Origin of the sequence: Larkinella sp. C7 (assembly GCF_006149005.1) — a bacterium.
GTDB lineage: Bacteria > Bacteroidota > Bacteroidia > Cytophagales > Spirosomataceae > Larkinella.
Genome location: NZ_VBSL01000017.1, coordinates 117595 through 138146 on the forward strand (window position 1 = coordinate 117595; position 20552 = coordinate 138146).

12 protein-coding genes are annotated in these 20552 nt (G+C 52.9%); 5 read left to right on the forward strand and 7 right to left on the reverse strand.

Annotated elements, in window-relative coordinates; genetic code table 11:
- Positions 1-25: 25 nt before the first annotated feature.
- The gene (locus tag FH871_RS27500) at positions 26-1456 is read right to left on the reverse strand and encodes a glycoside hydrolase family 125 protein (protein WP_138994622.1); all 1431 of its coding nucleotides are present in this window, start codon (positions 1454-1456) and stop codon (positions 26-28) included.
- A gap of 331 nt (positions 1457-1787) precedes the next feature.
- Here FH871_RS27500 and FH871_RS27505 point away from each other — a divergent pair, with 331 nt between their 5' ends.
- The 4 genes from FH871_RS27505 to FH871_RS27520 all read left to right on the forward strand — a co-directional run bounded on the left by FH871_RS27505 (position 1788) and on the right by FH871_RS27520 (position 10484).
- Positions 1788-2123, forward strand: coding sequence for a PadR family transcriptional regulator (locus tag FH871_RS27505; protein WP_138994623.1), 336 nt, complete (start codon positions 1788-1790; stop codon positions 2121-2123).
- A 117-nt stretch (positions 2124-2240) separates the two neighbouring features.
- A complete protein-coding gene (locus FH871_RS27510; protein ID WP_229317636.1) occupies positions 2241-4931 on the forward strand; it encodes an ABC transporter permease in 2691 nt (896 codons plus the stop codon).
- A 129-nt stretch (positions 4932-5060) separates the two neighbouring features.
- Positions 5061-7715 carry an ABC transporter permease gene (locus tag FH871_RS27515; RefSeq protein ID WP_212768275.1) on the forward strand — a complete coding sequence of 885 codons (2655 nt, stop codon included), beginning with the start codon at positions 5061-5063 and terminating at the stop codon, positions 7713-7715.
- Between the two features lie 153 nt (positions 7716-7868).
- Positions 7869-10484, forward strand: a complete 2616-nt coding sequence (locus FH871_RS27520; protein WP_229317638.1) for an ABC transporter permease — start codon at positions 7869-7871, stop codon at positions 10482-10484.
- Positions 10485-10604: 120 nt separating this feature from the next.
- Here the strand turns inward: FH871_RS27520 and FH871_RS27525 are convergent, their stop codons facing one another.
- From FH871_RS27525 to FH871_RS27545, 5 genes are all read right to left on the reverse strand, one after another.
- On the reverse strand, positions 10605-12869 hold the full coding sequence (locus FH871_RS27525) for a mechanosensitive ion channel family protein (RefSeq protein ID WP_171062971.1): 2265 nt from the start codon (positions 12867-12869) through the stop codon (positions 10605-10607).
- A gap of 365 nt (positions 12870-13234) precedes the next feature.
- Entirely contained in the window at positions 13235-14338 is a 1104-nt protein-coding gene (locus FH871_RS27530; protein WP_138994625.1) for a 3-oxoacyl-[acyl-carrier-protein] synthase III C-terminal domain-containing protein, read from the reverse strand.
- A gap of 201 nt (positions 14339-14539) precedes the next feature.
- Positions 14540-15907 carry an APC family permease gene (locus FH871_RS27535; protein ID WP_138994626.1) on the reverse strand — a complete coding sequence of 456 codons (1368 nt, stop codon included), beginning with the start codon at positions 15905-15907 and terminating at the stop codon, positions 14540-14542.
- 3 nt (positions 15908-15910) lie between these two features.
- Complete coding sequence (locus tag FH871_RS27540) at positions 15911-16984, reverse strand: mandelate racemase/muconate lactonizing enzyme family protein (protein WP_138994627.1); 1074 nt, start codon at positions 16982-16984, stop codon at positions 15911-15913.
- Positions 16974-18044, reverse strand: a complete 1071-nt coding sequence (locus FH871_RS27545; RefSeq protein WP_138994628.1) for a DUF1611 domain-containing protein — start codon at positions 18042-18044, stop codon at positions 16974-16976. Before FH871_RS27545 ends, FH871_RS27540 begins: the two co-directional genes overlap by 11 nt.
- Before the next feature lie 420 nt (positions 18045-18464).
- On the opposite strand from FH871_RS27545, the gene FH871_RS27550 reads away from it, so the two are divergent.
- The gene (locus FH871_RS27550) at positions 18465-20243 is read left to right on the forward strand and encodes an ABC transporter ATP-binding protein (protein ID WP_138994629.1); all 1779 of its coding nucleotides are present in this window, start codon (positions 18465-18467) and stop codon (positions 20241-20243) included.
- 105 nt (positions 20244-20348) lie between these two features.
- Here FH871_RS27550 and FH871_RS27555 read toward each other — a convergent pair.
- A partial coding sequence (locus FH871_RS27555) for a hypothetical protein (protein WP_138994630.1) occupies positions 20349-20552 on the reverse strand: 204 nt, incomplete at its 5' end.

Below are 20552 nucleotides of genomic sequence, written 5' to 3' on the forward strand. Positions count from 1 at the left end.
AAGACATGGCCAAAGAAAATCGCTATTAAACCGGTTTGCTCAACAACTGCGGCCGCTCGTTCACCACTTTCAGAATTAGCTCACCGAACAACGTATTGGACCAGGCAAACCATTTGCGGGTGAATTTTGCCGGATCGTCTTTGTCGAAGGATTCGTGCATGAAACCGGTGTTGGCGTGGGTCTTTTTCAACTGGCGGAGTTGCGCCAGAATCTCCTGATCGTCGGTGGAGGTGAGCGCCCGCATGGTCAGGCTCATGGGCCAGATGTTGTTTACCAGCGTGTGCGGACTACCGATGCCTTCGGCGGCTTTTCCCCGGAAATAATACGGATTGTCGGCACTGAGCGAAAACCGGCGCGTGTTTTTGTAGATCGGGTCGCTGGCCGAAACGGCTCCCAGATACGGCAACGAGATCAGATTGGGCACGTTGGCGTCGTCCTGCAACAGGTGATTGCCAAAACCGTCGACTTCCAGGGCGTATAGTTTGCCGTATTTCGGATGCGTATAAACGGCATATTGTTTCAGTGCTTTTTCCACTTCGTCGGCCAGCGCCCGGCACTCGTTTGCAAAAGCCGCATCGGGCCGGAGTTTATCGGTCATCGTGGCCACCTGCCGGAGCGACACGACCGCAAACCAGTTGGACGGCACCAGAAACGGGAAAACCGTGGCGTCGTCGGACGGGCGGAAAATGCTGTGAATCAACCCAACAGGACGCGTCGGATTACCGTAGCCATTGCCCGGAACCGTATCCGTCGACCACGACGTTTCGCGGCCAAACTTGTAGGGACCTGGTCCGGTTTTGCGCTGCTGTTCGCGGCAGGTTTTCACGACCAGCCGCATGGCGTTGGCCCAGTCGGCATCGAAGGGGCTGGTGTCGTTGGTGGTTTGCCAGTAGTGATACGCCAGCCGGATCGCGTAGCAAAGCGAATCGAGTTCCCACTTCCGCTCGTGCAAACCCGGTTTCATGGCGGTAATGTCTTTCTTCCATTCACCTTCCTTTTTCGGATCGGAATAAAACGCGTTGGCGTAGGGGTCGAGTTTGATGCACTGCGTTTGCCGCCGGATTACGCCCGCAACCAGCTTCCGCAGGGGTTCATCTTCTTTCGTCAACGGCAAATACGGCCATACCTGGGCGGTGCTGTCGCGCAGCCACATGGCGTCGATGTCACCCGTAATAACGAACGTATCGGGTTTGCCGCCAGCCTCACTGAACTGAACGGTGGTGTCGAGCGTGTTGGGAAAGCAATTTTCAAAAAGCCAGGCCAGTTCGGGATCTTTGACGGTTTTCTTCACGCGTTCAATCGCCCGTTCGACGGCGGCACTGGTAAAATTGCGTTGGTCGGCGGCCACCCGAACCACCGGGAAAGCGGGTTGTCGGGTTGCAAAAACCGGCTGTACGCCCAGCAGGATACCGGCACTGGCTCCGGCGGATTGTTGGATAAAATGACGACGATTCATAATCGGTTGGCTGGTGATAGGAACGCTGATTGAACGGATTGAAACGGATTGAATCTGTTTTGATCCGTTTCAATCCGTTTAATCCGTCAAAATCGTGTTCCCATCTCCAAAAGTAGGAAATAAATGGCTTCTGAACGGGCCTTTTTCCAGCCGTCCTCAAACTGTCCAGATGCGTACAGACATTGTCCAAAAACGGACAGAACGATTAGTTTCCGGTTTTAAAAACATATGTCTATGGGCCTTAAATGCACTCTTTTCGGTTTGGCAAAAGATTTGATATACGGAAATAGAAGAAATCGATCAGACTCTTAACCCAACTGGTTTTTGGCTCATGCGACGCAGTGATTTAGGCGAATTTGAAGAAGTGGTTTTACTGGCGGTGGCTGTGCTGGTACCAAAAGCGTATTCGGTGATGATTGCGGAAGAACTCGAACGGGAAACCGGCCAGACCGTCAGCACCGGAGCGGTTCACGCGGCTCTCCAACGGCTGGAGCAGAAGGGCTATGTGACCTCGGTGCTGGGCGAAGCCACGGCGGAGCGCGGGGGACGCCGGAAGCGGCTGTTCACCGTTTCGGCACTGGGCGGCCGGGTGCTGACAGAAGTCCGCTCGGTCCGAAACCGGCTCTGGGACCGGATCGTACCGCCCACGCTGCTGGAATGGAGCTAGATGATGAACAATGAATATCGAACATCGAATAATGAATATTGAATAACGAAAAGTTAGCACCGGATCACTTCGCTATTCGGTGTTCGCTATTCATTATTCGCTATTAAAAACTTTAAAATGAAAACCCCAAAACCGCCCCGCCCGACCGCGCCCCGCTGGCCTGATCGGCTCCTCTCCTGGCTGGTGGCTCCCCACTTGCGCGAGGAGGTGCTGGGCGATCTGCACGAACGGTTTCAGTTGCGGGCTCAGCGACTGGGCGAAGCGAAGGCCCGGCAGCGGTATTGGTGGGATACGGTAGCCTACTTACGACTTTCGATGATCAGACGACAACCCTCTGAATACCCAACCCTTTTTTTCCTAAACCCTGATATGGTACGCAATTATATAAAAATCGCCCTGCGGAATCTGGTCAAGAGTATGGTTTTTTCCGCCATTAACGTGATTGGCCTGGCGCTGGGCATGATCTGTTGCCTGTTTATTTTTCTTTGGGTGCAGGACGAAAAAGGCGTTGATACTTTTCATGCGAATGGCAAAAACCTGTATACGGCCTATCAGACCTTTTCAACCCCTGGTAAAGTGGATGGAAAATACGGAACGCCCATGCGGGTGGTGAACCAGCGCGCAGTTTTCTTACTGGAAGATGTAAAATCCGCGGTTCCGGAAGTGCAACACACCGTCTTTTATGCCACGGGGTATGAACTTCCGTGGGGACATCCCGAAACGTTCCAGGCGGGTGAAAAGAAATTCAAACTGGAGGGCTCCCGCGCGAGCCAGGATTTCTTTAAAATATTCAGCTACCCGCTGCTGGCGGGTCATGCGGAAACGGCCCTGAAGGACATTGGCGGTATAGCCATTTCCCGAAAAATGGCCGAGCTGTTTTTTGGCAGTCCCCAAAAAGCACTGGGTAAAAGCCTGCGGTATGAGAACAAACTGGATTTCAGGGTAACAGCGGTTTTTGAAAACCTGCCGGTGCAAAGCTCGCTGAAATTCGATTTTCTGCTTACCTGGGAAGCGCAGAAAACCAAACTGGAATGGGCTTCCAACGACTTTCGGACGTTTGTGCAACTGGCGGAAACGGCGGACCCCAAAACCGTCGAGACGAAAATCAACCGGTTTTTGCAACCCCGGCTGGCCAGGAATACCGGCGTTAAAACCCAAATCGGGCTTCAGCCGTTTGGCGAACAGTATCTGCACGGCAATTTTGTGAATGGAAAACCCGACGGTGGCCGCATCGAATACGTGCGGATCTTCAGTGGTGTCGCCCTCTTTATCTTAGTCATTGCCTGTATCAATTTCATGAATCTGGCAACGGCCCGCTCCGTCAAACGGGCCAAAGAAGTGGGCGTTCGGAAAGTGTTAGGCTCAACACGCGGCCACCTGATCGGGCAATTTTTTGGCGAAGCGTTGCTGCTCGCGTTTCTGGCCATGCTGGTTACGTTGCTGCTGGTCGTTCTCCTGATGCCCATCTTTAACGCGTTCACGGACAAACAGATTGCTTCGCCCCTCACCCAACCTTCCTTCTGGGTTTCGCTGCTTGGCCTGACGGTCTTCACCGGCATGATCGCGGGGAGCTATCCGGCGCTCTTTCTGTCTTCGCTACAACCGGTTCGCATTCTGAAAGGGATTCTGCGGTTTACGCAAAGTGCTATCTGGTTTCGGCAGGGATTGACGGTTTTTCAGTTCGGACTGGCCATTATTCTCCTGGTGGCCACCATTGTCGTATCCCGGCAGACCCGCTACGTACAGGAAACGCACTTGGGTTATGATCGTGAAAACCTGCTGTATGTTCGCATTGAAGGTGAACTCATGAAACAGCGCAACTATTTGCTGTTCAAAGAACAGGTCTCCAGAATGCCGGGTATTGCACGGGTCGACCGCAGCAGCGAAGCTCCGCACGTCATGGGATTTGTGGTGGATGCCAACGACGGCGCGGCCAACACCAGCCAGGATGCAATCAATTGGGAAGGCAAGGAAAAGAATGTTTCGGTGGGCTTCAAACCTACTTCGGTGGGCTTCGATTTTGTCAAGCTCATGAATCTGAAGATCGCTGAAGGGCGCGATTTCTCCCGAGCCAACGCGACCGATTCGACCGATGCGTTCCTGGTGAATGAAGAAGCGGTGAAGCAGATGGGCCTGAAAAATCCGATCGGGAAATGGATCTCCGCCTGGCAAAAAAAGGGGCATATCATTGGCATCCTCAAGGACTATCACACGCACTCGCTGCATGAGCCCATCAAACCGCTGGTGATGGATGTGAAGGAATACGAGTATTTCGGGGTAATCCTCGTGCGCACCGAAGCCGGCAAAACCAGGGAAGCCCTGGCCAGTTTGGGAAAAGTGTATAAAGAACTGAATCCGAACTACCCCTTTGCGTATCAATTCATCGATCAGGAATACGAAAAACTGTACCGCAGCGAAGAGGTAATGGCGAAGCTTTCCAACGTATTTGCGGTTCTGGCGATTCTGATTTCCTGTCTCGGTTTGTTGGGTCTGGTCATGTTTTCGACCGAGCAGCGCACCAAAGAAATCGGGATTCGGAAAGTGTTGGGGGCTTCGGTAAGCCAGATCATCATGCTCTTCTCCCGGGATTTTCTTCGACTGGTCTGGATTGCCATTCTGATTGCCTCGCCCATCGCCTGGTATGCCATGAATCAGTGGCTGCAAAGTTTTGCCTACAAGATTGATATCGCGTGGTGGATTTTTGCCGCATCGGGTTTGGGCGCGTTGGCCGTTACGCTGCTGACCGTCAGTTTTCAAAGCATCAAAGCCGCCTTGATGAATCCGGTGAAAAGTCTGCGGAGTGAGTGATACAACAGGAAATATTAAATTAAAAATGATAAATGCTAAATGTAAAAGTAGGGGCAAGGAAGCACGTTGAAAGCGTGCCAAGCCACTTTAATATTTAACATTCATCATTTATTATTTGGAATTTATTTTATGAAAACCCCAAAAACGCCCCGCCCAACCGCGCCCTCCTGGCCTGACCGACTGCTTTCCTGGCTGGTGGCTCCCCACCTGCGCGAGGAGGTGCTGGGCGATCTGCACGAACGGTTTCACCGGCGCGCGGAGCGGCTGGGCGAGATCAGAGCCCGGCGAGGGTATTGGCGGGAGGTGCTGGCGTATCTGCGGCTGTCGAACCTGAAACGAAAACCATCGGCGTATTCTTCACCTTTCTTTCTGAGTCCTGTCATGCTACGAAATTATTTCAAAATCGCGCAACGAAACCTGCTGAAACACAAGGGCTATTCGCTCATCAACATTGGCGGGCTGGCCACGGGCATGGCGGTGGCGATGCTCATCGGCCTGTGGATTTACGATGAATGGTCCTTCGATACATACCACCAAAAGTACGACCGCATTGCCAAGGTGATGCAAAGTGCGGTCGTGAACGGGGAGTTTGGGGCCGGAGAGTACATGCCCATTCCGTTGGGAAATGAACTTCGCACCGCGTATGCCGACGATTTTACATCCGTGGTGCTGTCTTCCTGGACCCGGGAACATATCCTGGCCTATGGCGATACGAAATTGACGAAAACGGGGAATTTCATGAGCCCGGAAGCCCCCGATCTGCTGACCCTGAAGATGCTCAAAGGGACACGGGAGGGATTAAAAGATCCGTCCGCCATTCTCCTGTCTCAATCCGTTTCTGAAGTGCTTTTCGGCGATGACGACCCACTGGGCAAAATCGTGAAGATTGATAATAAACTGAACGTCAAAGTAACCGGTATTTACGAGGATTTACCGCACAACACCGAGTTTCGGGATATGACATTTATGGCACCCTGGGATTTATACGTTTCGTCGGAGTCGTGGGTGAAGCAGGCGCAGGACAACGCCGACTGGGGCAACAACTCCTGGCAAATTCTGGCTCAGCTTGCGCCGAAAGCTGATTTTGAGTCCGTTTCGGCAAAAATTAAAAATCTGAGGCTAAAACATGTTCCGGAAACGGCGTATATGAAGCCGGAAGTTTTTTTGCACCCGATGAGCCGCTGGCATTTGTATACCGGCTGGGATAAATCCGGGAACGTAGAGGGCCGGATTCAGTACGTCTGGTTGTTCGGCATCATCGGCGTATTTGTGCTCTTTCTGGCTTGCATCAACTTTATGAACCTTTCGACGGCCCGGTCGGAAAAGCGGGCGAAAGAGGTGGGAATCCGCAAAGCCATTGGCTCCCTCCGAAGCCAGCTGATCAGCCAGTTCTTTAGCGAATCCCTGCTGGTGGTAGCGATTGCCTTTGTGATCTCGTTGCTGCTGGTGCAGCTCCTGTTGCCGTTCTTCAACGAGGTGGCCGATAAAACCATTGCGATTCTGTGGGCCAATCCTATTTTCTGGCTTTCCGGGATCGGTTTCAGCTTTCTGACCGGCATCCTGGCGGGCAGTTATCCGGCGTTTTACCTGTCGTCTTTCCTGCCCGTCAAAGTGCTGAAGGGTACCGGTTCGTCGTCACGATTTCGGGTAAGCCGGTTTGCTTCCATTCCCCGGAAGGTGCTGGTCGTCGTCCAGTTCACGGTTTCCGTCACGCTGATCATCGGTACCATCATCGTTTTCCGCCAGATTCAGTACGCGAAAAACCGCCCGATTGGGTACGACCGCAGTGGCCTGATTACGATTACCATGAATACACCGGAATTGTACGGGCGTTACAATGCCTTGCGCAATGAGCTCCTGCAAACGGGGGCGGTCACGGAGATGTCGACCTCATCGACCCCGGTAACGAATTTGAATTCACGGCTGATCGGGTTTGACTGGGAAGGCAAAGATCCCAATTTGAAGGAGCAATTCGGGACGGTTGCCGTGACCCATGATTTTGGGAAAACGGTCGGTTGGCAATTCATCGAAGGGCGCGACTTTTCCCGGGCCTTTTCAACGGATTCGTCGGGGATGGTGCTGAACGAAACCGCCGTCCGCTACATGGGCCTGAAAGACCCGGTGGGGAAAACGGTCAAATGGAATGGAAAACCGCATCAGGTGATCGGCATAGTCAAAGACCTGGTGATGGGCTCGCCATTCGAACCCGTTTATCAGACGGTTTTCCTGTTGAGTTATGAGTGGGCCGGTGTGATCAATATCCGGTTAAACCCCAACCAGAGCGCCAGTGAATCACTGGCTAAGATCGAAACCGTCTTTCGCCAGTTCAATCCCGGCAGTCCGTTCGATTATAAGTTCTCGGATCAGCAGTATGCCCTGAAATTTGCCACCGAAGAACGCATCGGCCGACTGGCATCGGTGTTTGCTGTTCTGGCCATTTTCATCAGTTGCCTGGGCTTGTTCGGGTTGGCGTCGTTCGTGGCCGAGCAGCGCACCAAAGAGATTGGGGTCCGCAAAGTGCTGGGCGCTTCGGTCTTCAACCTCTGGCGGTTATTATCCAAAGACTTTGTGATGCTGGTCGTGATCGCTTTCGGAATTGCCACACCCATCGCGTATTATTTCCTGCACAACTGGCTGCAGAAATACGACTACCGCACAGAAATCTCCTGGTGGATTTTCGCGGTTTCAGGCTTCGGAGCCCTGGCGATTACGCTGCTGACGGTGAGTTTTCAAAGCATCAAAGCGGCCCTGATGAATCCGGTGAAGAGTCTGCGAAGTGAGTAAAAAATAAGGGAATAATGAAAAGTAAGAGAATATCGAATACTGAATTTCGAATAACGAATAACGAAGTGGTGCTACCAGTCCTCAGCGCTCGTCACGGTTTTTACTTCCGTATTCACTATTCGTTATTCACTATTCGATATTAAACCCATTAGAATGAAACTTAACCCAAAACCGCCCTCTTGGCCTGATAGGCTTCTGACCTGGCTCATCGCTCCGCACCTGCGCGAGGAGGTGATGGGCGACATGCACGAGCGGTTTCATCGTCGCGCGGAACGATTGGGCGAAAGCGAGGCCCGGCAGCAGTATTGGCGGGAGGTACTGGCGTACCTGCGGCTATCCAACCTGAAACGTAAACCATCCGAGTATCCGAATCCAACCCCTATTACCATGCTATCCAACCATTTCAAAATTGCTTTCCGCAACCTGATGGGCGGGAAAAGTTTCTCCATCATCAACATCGGCGGGCTGGCGGTGGGCATGGCCGGAGCCGCTATGATTGCCTTGTGGCTCCAGAACGAGATTAGTTTTGACAAATTCCATGAACACAAGGATCGGCTTTACCAGGTCTATGGTCTGACCAACAGCGCAGGTGGAGAAGCGGTTGCGATACCGGTCACCTCCCAACCGCTGGCCCCGACCTTGCAACAACATTATCCGGAAGTAGAAGCCGTTACGCGGGTAAAAGACGTCGACCAGTTTCTGATCCGGGTCGATGACAAGAGCTTCACCGGCATTCCGGGGGCTTTTGCAGACCCTTCTTTCCTGCAACTGTTCAGTTTTCCGTTGGTGGAAGGGTCTAAAAACGGGCAGCTCACCACGGTTTCGTCCATTGTCATTACCGAAAAACTCGCCCGGAAACTGTTCGGCACCACCGACGCCCTGAACAAAACCGTTCGACTGGATTCCGTCGATCATTTCGTGGTCACCGGTGTTTTAAAGGATTTGCCGCCGAATACGCGCTTTACGTTTGAATACCTGTTGCCCTGGGATTATCTGAAAAAATTGGGAAGTGGCTGGAGCAACGAGAACTGGCTCAGCAACAACACGCCAACGTATGTCTTGCTGAAACCGAACACGAACCCGGCCGCTTTCACGGAAAAAATCAAAGACCTGACGCAGCGGTATGCGGGGCGCCGGGATGTCTGGACGCATTTCCTGTTTCCGCTGAGCCAGTGGCATCTGTACGCTGAGTTCGAAAACGGAAAACCGGTGGGGGGGCGCATCGAAACCGTCCGCGTGTTTGGACTGATTGCCGCCTTTATTTTGCTGATTGCCTGCATTAACTTCATGAACCTGAGCACGGCCCGAAGCGAAAAACGGGCGAAAGAAATTGGCGTGCGGAAAGTGGCCGGGGCCGGGCGCGGGTCGTTGATCGGGCAGTTTATTACCGAAGCCTTTCTCACCGCCTGTCTGGCTGGGGCCCTTGCCCTGTTGCTGGTTATGCTGGCCTTGCCGTCGTTCGATGTGCTCATCGGCACGCAGCTTTCGATTCCCTACCAGCAGTATTCGTTCTGGCTCTGGGCTTTGGGTTTTGTGGTTCTCACCAGTTTGCTGGCGGGCAGTTATCCGGCTTTTTACCTTTCCTCCTTCCAGCCGATCGGCATTTTTACGAAGCAATTCAAAAAAAGCCAGCTGGGTCTATCGCCCCGGAAAGTGCTGGTGGTGCTCCAGTTTACTTTCGCCATTGTGCTTGTTATTGCCACGATGATCGTTCGCGACCAGATCATTTACGGCCAGGAACGGGACAAAGGCTACGCGAACGACGATTTGATTCACGTCAATTTTGTCGGTGACATTGAGAAAAATTACGCACCGATCAAACAGGAACTACTTCGTTCGGGGGCTGCGGTTTCCGTTACAAAAACCATGACGGACCTGACGAACGACGGCTGGCGGAGTTGGGGGCTTCGGTGGGCGGGCGAAAATCCGAAAGATACCAACACCGCCATCACGATCTTCAGTTCGGATGCCGATCTGGTCAAAACGGCGGGCATGACGTTGGTCGAGGGGCGGGATATCGATGGTTACCGGTACCCGGCGGATAGCTTCTCCGTGGTGTTGAACGAAACCGCTGTCAAGCTGATGGGCTTTAAAAATCCGATCGGGCAGACGCTTTCCACTCGGGATGAAAAGCGAAGCTGGCGGGTTGTGGGCGTGGTCAGGGATTACATTGTGGGGTCGCCGTATAACCCCATTCCTCCGGTGGTTATTCAGGGTCCGGGAGCCTGGTTCAATACCATGCACATCAAATTCAACCCCGCAAATTCGACGGCGGCAAATCTGGCAAAAGCCGAAGACGCCTTCAGAAAATACAACCCGGCGTATCCCTTCGATTATCAGTTCGTCGATCAGGAATATGCGCAGAAATTCGAGCACGAACAGCGTACCAAGACCTTAGCGGGCCTTTTTGCGGCCCTGGCGATTTTCATTTCCTGTCTCGGTTTATTCGGATTGACTTCCTTCACGGTCGAGCAATCCCGGAAAGAAATCGGCATCCGGAAGGTGTTGGGTGCTACGGTGAGCCAGATCGTTACGTTCTTGTCCAGAGACTTTCTGAAACTGGTTTTGATGGCCTTTCTGATTGCCACTCCGATTACGTGGTACGCCATGAGCGAGTGGCTTCAGGATTATTCCTACCGCATCCGCATTTCGGGATGGATTTTTGCCGCAGCCGGTCTGCTGGCGTTGGTCATTGCCTTGCTGACCGTCAGTTTTCATACGGTGAAAGCGGCTTTGATGAATCCGGTGAGGAGTTTACGGAGCGAGTAACCCGGAGTTCATCACCTCGATTTGGGCAGAAGTGGAATTGATTCCAAAAGGAACACGGATTGAACGGATAAAAACAGATTAAAATCCGTTCGATCTGTTCAATCCGTGTTCCTGTCAACGTTACATCATCTTAATCCCCGCTTCCTTAAACCGCCGGTACAGATTGAGTAAAATTTCACTCCGAAACTGATCTTCTTTGTTGACCGAATTGATCCAGACCCGCACCTTTAACTCAATGGCATCGTTCGTGATCGTGGATAACAAAATCTCGGGTTGCTGGCGTTTAACGGCGTTCGGATGTTTCGTTATTTCTTCTTTAATCAATGCTTTCAGCGTGCTTAACTCGTGTTCCGCATCGGCTTTAATCGTCAGCTCGATTCGTTTGGCTTTGTGATTGATCGTCCAGTTAATGACCTGCCCCGACAGCAGATCGCCGTTGGGAATGATCACTTCCGATCCTTCCGTTGTGAGCAGGCGACTGGAGCGAATTCCGATGGTTTTCACGCGCCCTTTTTTGTTGGTAATCTCGATAAAATCACCGATCTGGAACGGTTTATCGAAGATCAGAATGATACCGGAAACCAGGTTGTTGACAATGTTTTGAAGCCCCAAACCAATCCCAACGCCCAGCGCACCGACAATCACCGTTACCTTGTCCAGCCCAATGCCGGAAGCCAGAATAGCGAACAAAAAACCGCCGATGAGCATAAAAAGCCGGATCATCACCAGCCGCGAATCGGCATTGCTGATGCTTCCACCGATTTCGTCGTCGGTTTCTCCGAAAAAATAGCCAATGTACTTCCGCAGCGCACCGGAAAGGTAAAGTATCAGAAAAAACAGCACGATGTTTCCCCACGTAAAGCTCGTACTGCCCACGCTGCGTTCGGTGCCTAAAAAGTGCGTAATGTTCTGATAGACTGCGTTGTAGATGTAGAGATTGTTGGTGAAAATAATCAGCCAGGCGATCACGGCCAGGGCGCTCATCATCCGGTGCAAGCCGATTTCCAGTTTGGCGTAATTAAACCGGGCGGCAATGCCTTCGGTGAGTTTTCCGCTCACAACCTGAAGCGCAAAGGCTTCGTTGATAATCTGGATCAGTGTGAAAAGACCAACGGCCTGGGTCAGTCCGTATATTGCCGCTGTCGAGAAGATCTTTGCCAGACTCATCCGGCCAAAAATATTACAGAATATGGCCAGCACATTCAGGATGATGTATAGAATAGAAACCTGTTTGATAAAACCGGTGAGCGAGAGCGTTTTGCGGATTCGGAACAGAAACAGAAAACCGAAAATGACTGATATGGCATTGAGAATCAGGAGCCAGAGCCGAAAGGTGATGCCCGGGTCGATGATCGACGTCCGGGTGATGATGACCAGAATATACAGCGCAACGATGCCCAGCCAGTTGAGGAAAAGCTGCCGGGGCCAGCTTCGGAAAAACAAGCCGGTAAGGGCCAATAAAAGGATAAACTGCGTCAGTTCGACGTAAACCGCCGGAGGACGAAGATCAAAAAAAGGAGCTAAATTAAAAACGACAACCAACACCGGGAAAATGGGAATGGGGCGCAGGTATTTTATTTTTAATTCTTTCTGAACTTCCTGCTGTTTTCCGTGGCGTTTGATAATTGCAAAACTCCGGAATACCCAGGCGAAAAAAGCCGCGCCGATCAGCAACATGTAAAGTCCATTGCCCGCGCTTCGGTCGAAATAATACGCCAGCATATCCCGCTGCCCTTCGTAGGAGCGCTTGATCAAATTGTCCAGGTGATCGTCGGAACCTTCGCTTTTGGGAATGGCCCAGATAAAATCGGTTTCCTTGCCCGTAATTTTGACGTTAAATTCCCGAATGCGCTCATTGACGACGTTGGTTAATTCGGCGGTTTCAAAAAAAGCGTCGGAAACGGCCGCCTGAAGTTTATTGATGCGGGTCAGGTTTTTATTGGTCGATTCACTCGCGTCGATCCACTGTTGGCGTAATTCTTTCAGCGAGTTAAAATACAGGGCCCGGTACGAACTGTCGGTGGGGAGAACGAGCACCGAATCCCGCGCCAGCGAAATCAACTGTCCGTTCATGCCCGACAACTGCTTTTCATGCCCGGAAAGCGTTTCCCGCCAGACTTTGAGCTGCGTTCGCATGTCCTCGAGCAGCACCTGGAACATGAGCATGTTTTTCATGTCATGCACCTTTTGGTACAGCGCCAGGTTGGTCCGAATCGTTTTAACGTACGACTGAACTTCCGGCAGGTTGTTCTCGATTTGCCAGGTGCTGAATCCCCGCCGGGTGCGGTTATTGATGTCGTTCAGGGCCGTATGCCCTTTTTCAAGCCGGGCAATGATGCTATCAACGGGAATACCGGGTTGCGGAATAACCGGTAAGCTGTCCACCGCGTTGCTTCCGGCGGTTTTCTGGGCATACAGGGAAGGAGCCGAAGAAAGGAGTAATGGGCTTAAAAAGAGGATTATCCGTGCAAGGAAGTGAAATCTGGAAACGCAGTTTTTTACAACCATACCATCCTGTTTTGGTTAATTTTTAGTCTGTCGGCGCGGGAACCGAAAGCCCGGCCCTTAAAAACTATACTATCAAAATTCAGAATTGTTACAACCGGCGGGAGGCTCTGGACCGAAAGTGCTCGCATTCGCCCTTTTTGACCGGGAAAATGGTGTCAACTTTTGCAGGATGAGTGATAAAAATAAAAAAAGCCCTTCGTGGGAAAGGGCTCAAAGGACTCTAGGCACAGGTTAAGAGATGCTCAGGCAATTCGGGTAATGAAAGCACCCCGTTCCGGCCCGGCACCCACCACCGAAATGCAGATTTCGTCCCCGGTTTTGATTACTCCGCCGGTCATGTCGTCGTGTAGCAGTTTCAAGGTGCTGGTGGCAACCAGATTGCCGTACGTTTCCACATTGACGCCAAACTTGGAGCGCGGAGTCGCGCAGGTTTCGATCAGGTGAGTCAGAAAACCGTTGGTCAGCGCGGGGCTGGCCTGGTGGGTATAGATTTTTTGCACGTCCGTCAAATACGTCGGGCGGTTTTGAAGCAGCGTCTGGTGATTCAGCATCATGCCTTTCATATAGTATTCCTTCACCCGGTCGCCGGCCATGCCGAAACAGGATAATGATTCGGAGTCAGTCTGACCGGGCGGATTCAGCGCGCCCCCGCCCGTGTAGTGGATCAGCGGATCGTCAAAACCGCCTTCGGTCCCAAACGCCAGCGAATCGCGGGAATAGAACGTAAGCCCGCCCCGATAACCGTCTTTGCGCAGCACAACGGCCGAAGCGCCATCCGAAAAAAGTGCCGACGACATCCAGAGCGAACGGCCCAGGGGATGTACGGAATTCTGTTTGTAAAGTGGTGTCTGGGTATACAAACTGCTCAGGCTGTAGGCAACAATCAGAATGTTTTCGGCTGACAATTGCGTGGCAAGTTGCATGGCCCGCGCCATTCCCGCGCAACCGGCTCCCAACTGAATTGGCACCACCGAATCCGGAATCCGTAAACGCTTTAAAAAGTAAAACGCATCCTGATCGAGCAGTACCTGATAGGGCGAACAGGTCACGATGATGGCCGCGTCGATCTGCCGGGCCGAAATCTGGGCGTTGGTCAGCGCTTCCCGCGCCACCTTCGTCACGACCTCCTGATTTTGAAAAATGTCGGGTGCCCAGCTTTTCGACCGGACGCCCAAAACTTTTTCCACCATTGGTCCGTCCAGAAATTTGGAAGGATCTTTTCGATCAGGAACCTGAAACGACTCGGCCCATTCGGCGATGGGCGTGGGTTCGGCAACGTAGCTACTCAAACCGGCCATCGCCAGTTGAACCGGTCGCACCGGTGGTTGAGAAGGGAAAGATGACATTAGTATGTTGTTATTTCGTCAACCGTGAAACTAGCAACAAACTGTAGTCCTTATCCGCCGTTTTATCCAGACTGTTTGATTGCTGATGTAAACAGCCAGAAATCGGATTTGAAACGTTGGACGGGAACGCGGATTAAGCGGATCAAAACAGATTTTTAAATCCGTTCCATCCGTCCAATCCGCGTTCCCATCTGCGCGGGCCTAAACTTTCCCCGGTTTTTGCCGATACCAAAACCCGTAAAACGGAATTCCGGTGGCAATCAATCCCAGTCCCATCAAGGCTTCACGGGGTTGTTCGATGAGGGTAATGACCACCAGCGTCATGCAGAAAAGACAGAAAACGACCGGCAAAACCGGGTAGCCAATGACGCGGTAGGGGCGGGGCAAATCGGGCTGGGATCGCCGGAGCAGCAGGACGCCGAACGCCGTTGAACCGTAGAAAATGAACGAGGCAAACACCAGCATATCCGTCAACTGGTCAAACGTGCCGGACCAGACCAGCGCCACGGCCCAAACCGCCTGCCAGACAATCGACACCGAGGGCGACTGAAATCGGGGATGAATTCGGGCTACGGCACTGAAAAACAGGCCGTCGCGGGCCATCGCGTAATACAAGCGGGCCGACGTCAGAATGGAACTGTTGGTGGCGTTGAAGGTCGTACACAGAATCAGGACGGATACCAGCGTGGCCCCGGTCGAGCCGCTAACCCGCCGAATGACTTCGACGGCGGCAATCCGGCCGGGCGTCTGGTTGAGCGCGATCAATTCTTCAATTGGCAATACGTAGACGTACATGACGTTCAGGAGCAGGTACAGGCCCACAACAACCAGGGTGCCAATGCCAAGTGCTAGCGGCAGATTCCGTTGCGGATTCCGGATCTCTTCGCCCAGAAAAGCAATGTTGTTCCAGCCGTCGTAGCCCCAGAAAGCGCCCAGCGACGCGATGAAGAGGGCTTTGACCAAAACCATCCCTTCAATGGCCCCGCCGTCAAACGCCGGGCTATTCCGGCTCAGGTGGTCGAAACTGCCCAGCGGAGAACTGAACCCCGCGATGGTGATCCCGACAATAGTGAGCAGAATGACGCACATCAGCACCCAACTGATGCCGCCCGCAAACCGGATGCCGCGGTAACTGGCCAGACTGAGGAGGACAATCAGCCCGGAAGCGATTCCTTTCGTCCAGAAACCGGCACCGTCGTCCAGCACCAGCAAACCAACCAGCGACTGGGCGAAGATGTGGGCCAACGCCGAGATGGCCGCTGTTTTGACCACCGTAAAATTGCTCCAGCCGTAGATAAAGGCAAAAAAGCGGTTGTAGACTTTCTGGTAATAGATGTATTCACCCCCCGAATTCGGAAACATGCCAGCCATTTCGGCGTTGGTTAGCGCACCGGCCAGACTCACCAGCCCGGCCAGCAGCCAGCAAAGCAGGATCAGGCCGGGCGATTGCAGGGCATCGGCCATCGGGGCTATTTTTTTGAATACGCCCGATCCCACCATAACGCTGATCACCAGCACAATAGCCGTGGGCAAGCTTAGTACCCGCGCCAATTTAGGGGCTGGTTTCATCGGTTACAGGGTTAAGTCGGTGAGTCCCAAACCGGGCAATCCGGTGGGTCGCATCAGGCCATTTTCAATGATAAAACCGCCTTTGACAACGTCTTCGGCGAGGTCCAGGCTGCCGTCCAGATCGAGGTAGCGGGTATGTGGACAGGCAAACGCTGCGTGTAAAGCAGCCGCAATGCTGACAATACTCTCGTCGTTACAACCCCAAAACAGCTCAATCTGGCTCAGACGCGCCACCGTCGCAATGTCGAACGCGCCCCGAATGCCCCCGCACTTCATGAGTTTGATGTTGAAAATCCCGAACGGTTGTGGTTCCTGCGCCAGTTTCAGCGCGGCCTCACCCCCTTTCAGCGATTCATCGGCGGCCAGGCGCTGACGAAGGGGCAACGGCAGCGAACGGAGTTCTTCCTCCATGCCCACCGGCAACGGTTGCTCGATGAGTTCGACGCTGGCGTCGTCGGTCTGTCCGATAAACTGAATCAACTGATCAGCGGTATAGCCCTGATTGGCATCGACACGCAGCACGATGTCGGGGCCGAACTGTTCCCGGAGCTTTCGGATTCGTCCGATGTCTTCGGCAACGTCAAGCCCGGTTTTTACTTTCAACACCCGGAAACCCCGCTGAATGTAATCGCGGGCGGCTTCCAGCGTTTCGGCAATCGGCATGATCCCAATCGTGATGGAGGTGGGCAATGCTGTGATTTTTTGCCCGTAGAATTCGACAACCGGAATGCCCAGAAACTGCCCAAGGGCATCGTGGAGGGCAATGTCGAAAGCCGCCAGCGTGCCGGGCAAATTCGGAAACTGCTGCCCGGCTTCGTCGATCAACTGGAACGCATGGCGAATGTCGCGACCCACAAACCGGGTGATGCCGTCACTTTGCAGATTGGCGAACGTTTGATCCGGCGATTCGCCGACCACTTCCGGCGACGGGTTGGCGGCCCCAACACCGATGATGCCGTTGGCTAATTCGACGGTCAGAAAAATGTTCTCAACGGCCGAAATCGTCTGGTAGGCAATCGTATACGGTTTCGTGAGTGCCAGATCCCGACGGTAGGCCCGGATGGATTTAATCTGCATGATGAACGGTTTTTTCAACAAGTTGACGGATGATCGGAACAACCGGAGCCAGACCTTCCTGAAGGGGCAGCAACACCGGGATGCCCAGTCGTTCGCTGTATTCCTGCTGAAACTGTTTGGCTTCCTCCAGCGTGCAGTCTTCCGTGTTTAGCGCCAGCGCCACCACCTCAGAGCCGAACTTTTGGATGATTTCGATTTCCGATTCCACCGACGGAATTTCGCCCCAATGCTCGTCATAATCGAAATACGTGCGTTTGGGCGCGTGCATCAGGACAACGTGTTTGGCATTGCCCGAAACCATAAATTCCAATCCACACGGGCCGCTGGGATTCCGTAAGGACGATTGACCTTCAATCACCAGCACATCGGCGCCGGTTTCCTGCCAGCACGACACGAGGGCGTGTTCGATTTCGCCGGAAATGAAATCGTTGAGCGTCGAGTCGAAAATAAAACCGTATTTGCCGCCCTGAAGCCAGCCAGTCTGGCCGGTATAAATCATTTGCGCATTGAGTCCGGCGGCCTGGCAGGCCTGGGTCAGCAGCCGGGTGGTGGTGCGTTTGCCCATCGCGCAGTCCATGCCCAGCACGGCAATAATGGGGACGGTAATCTTGAAAACATCGCCCGACCAGAAATGCAGTTCGGCGCGGGATTTGGGTTTTCGGATGTCGATTAGTCGGGTATTGTGTTCAGTCGCCAGGGCTACCAGTTCAGGGCGGTCGTTCAGCAAATCGTGGAGGCCATTGACAACAGATAAACCATTTTTCAGGCACGTTTTGATCAACGTCAGAATCTCTTCCGGCAAAACACCGCCGACGGTGGCGACGCCCACAATCCCGCATTGTACCGGACCAACGGCGGCCAGAGCCTCCTCCAGCGAAGCAAAAACCGGTATTTGACGCGGTTTGCCATCCAGCACCTCACCCGCGTCGCGCCCGGCAGTTGGGGGGTCAATCACACCGGCGATGGTGTAGCGTTCGCTATCCCGAATGAGCCCGTGGGCGGTTTTCGCATCCGGCGACGCCAGCAATCCATTGGTTAAAAGTAAAGCACGATCTTTCATTGTCTCTTTTAGGCGTACAGTTCAGCAAATAAAGCGTATTCTGATTAATCAGTATCAAAATTTCAAAAAGGACGGGTTTTTCATAAAAAAATAACTAATAAATCCATTTTTATCTCCTATTCGTTCCGTGGCCGGTTCAGAAAGCCAACCGAACAAAACCACCGGTTTTCGAGTCTACCTACCAACCAGCCTGAAAGGCTGTGATCATTAGCCCCGGGTATCACCCGGGGTTTGGGTTATTATCCAGGGTTTGGTTATCGTCCGGGGGATGTAGATAATGATCACATCCGGCGTTCCGGTGTAATAGGACACACATCCGATGTTTCCCGGATGGTCACCATACATCCGGCATTCCCCGGGCGATGCCCGGGGATAATGATTGCAGCCTTTCAGGCTGGTACGAATTTTAGATGTGAGGTTATGGGTATTCTGTGGATGTACTTGAAACCGCACCGGTGGCTGGTGGGTTTGTCATTGCTGCTGGCGGGTGTCAGTCAGATTCTGATGATGATTGATCCGTTGATTTTTGGAAAGATCATCGATGAATACGCGACCAAACCGGCGGTGCGGCCTGAAAATGAGCTGGTGAAAGGCGTTTTGTTCTGGCTGCTGATTGCCGTCGGCATCGCCACACTGGCGCGGCTGGCCAAATCGTTTCAGGAATATTTCATGCGGCTGGTTGTGCAACGGTTTGGTACGCAGGTTTTTAACGACGGACTGAAACAAACGCTCCGGTTGTCTTTTCAGGAATTCGAGGAGCAGCGAAGTGGCGAAACCGTGGCGCTGTTGCAGAAAGTGCGGACGGATACCGAGAAGTTTATCAACGCCTTCATCAACATCCTCTTTTCGTCCATCGTCGGCATGGGCTTTCTGATCTGGTACGCCGTCACCAAACACTGGGCGCTGATTCCCATTTTTGTCATCGGAATTCTGGTGTTGGGCGGTTTGACCGGACTCCTCAGTAAGAAAATCAAAACCGTTCAAAAGGCCGTCAACCGGCAAACCGTGAAGCTGGCCGGAGCCATTACCGAATCCCTGCGCAACATCGAGCTGGTGCGGAGTCTGGGGCTGACGTTTCCGGAAATCCGGCGGCTCAAGCAGTATACGCAACGGATCTACGACCTCGAAATGGAAAAAACCAAACAGGTTCGGACGTTGTCATTCCTGCAGGGAACCACCCTGAACGTGCTGAAACAGTCGATCTTGTTTGCCTTGCTGTGGCTCATTTTTCGGGATGTCCTGACCACCGGCGAACTGATTTCGATGCAGTTTATCTCCACGGCCATTTTTGCGCCCTTGCAGGATTTGGGCAACATCATCCTGTCGTACCGCGAAGCCGAATCGTCGCTGGGACTTTTCGATACGCTCATGCATAAATCCATCGAACGGCGACCCGACGATTCCATCGACTTTGGGGTTCTGGACCACCTGCGGTTCGACAACGTCGTCTTTCGGCACCAAACCGCAAACCAGAATGCGATGGACGGGATTTCGTTCCGGGTCGGCATGGGCGAAACCGTCGCTTTTGTGGGGCCTTCGGGTTCGGGAAAATCGACGCTGGTGAAGTTGCTGTTGGGGTTGTATAAACCGGTTTCGGGGGAAATTTACTTCAACGATGTGCCGGCGAGTCAGATTCGCTACAACCCGATGCGTCGGCAAATCGGCTTTGTGACGCAGGATACGCAACTTTTTGCCGGTACGATCAAAGAAAATATGCTGTTTGTGAAACCGGATGCGACCGACGACGACATCCGGGAAGCCCTTCACAAAGCTTCCTGCGATCAATTGATAGCCCGCTCCGAAAAAGGCATCCAGACGGTTTTGGGCGAGGGCGGCATGAAACTGTCGGGGGGCGAAAAACAGCGGATTTCCATCGCCCGTGCCCTGATCCGGAATCCCCGGCTGCTGATTTTCGACGAAGCGACGTCGGCACTGGATTCGCTGACGGAAGAAGCCATTTCCGACACCGTCCGCAGCATTTCGGCCCGGCGCGAACAGATCACCATTCTGATTGCCCACCGCCTTTCGACCATCATGCACGCCGATACGATCATTGTACTGGAAAAAGGCAAAATTGCCGAAACCGGCTCCCATGCCGAATTGCTCGAACAAAAAGGCCTGTATTACGCGATGTGGCGGCAGCAAATCGGCGAACGTCGGCAGGAAACACCGGCGGTGGGTGAAGCAATAATCAATTAAAAAAGGAATTTCAAATGTAAAATGATGAATGTTAAATGTAAAAGTAGCCAGGCGCTCTTCACTTTTAAATTTAGTCTTCATCATTTTACATTTGAAATTCCTTTTTTACCTTCTTGGCGCTCCGCCCTGCGTAGCTGGCGGTTGCGTCTCTTGCCGCTGTTGCTGCATCGGATTTGGTGCGCCCCCACGGCCGCCGGCCTGCTGCTTATACAACTGGAAACGCGTCGGTTTTTGTGCCTGGCGCGGGAATGAATTGTTGTCCGTATCGATGTCGGCGATTTCCTGGAATGGATCGAGCGTCCACTGCGT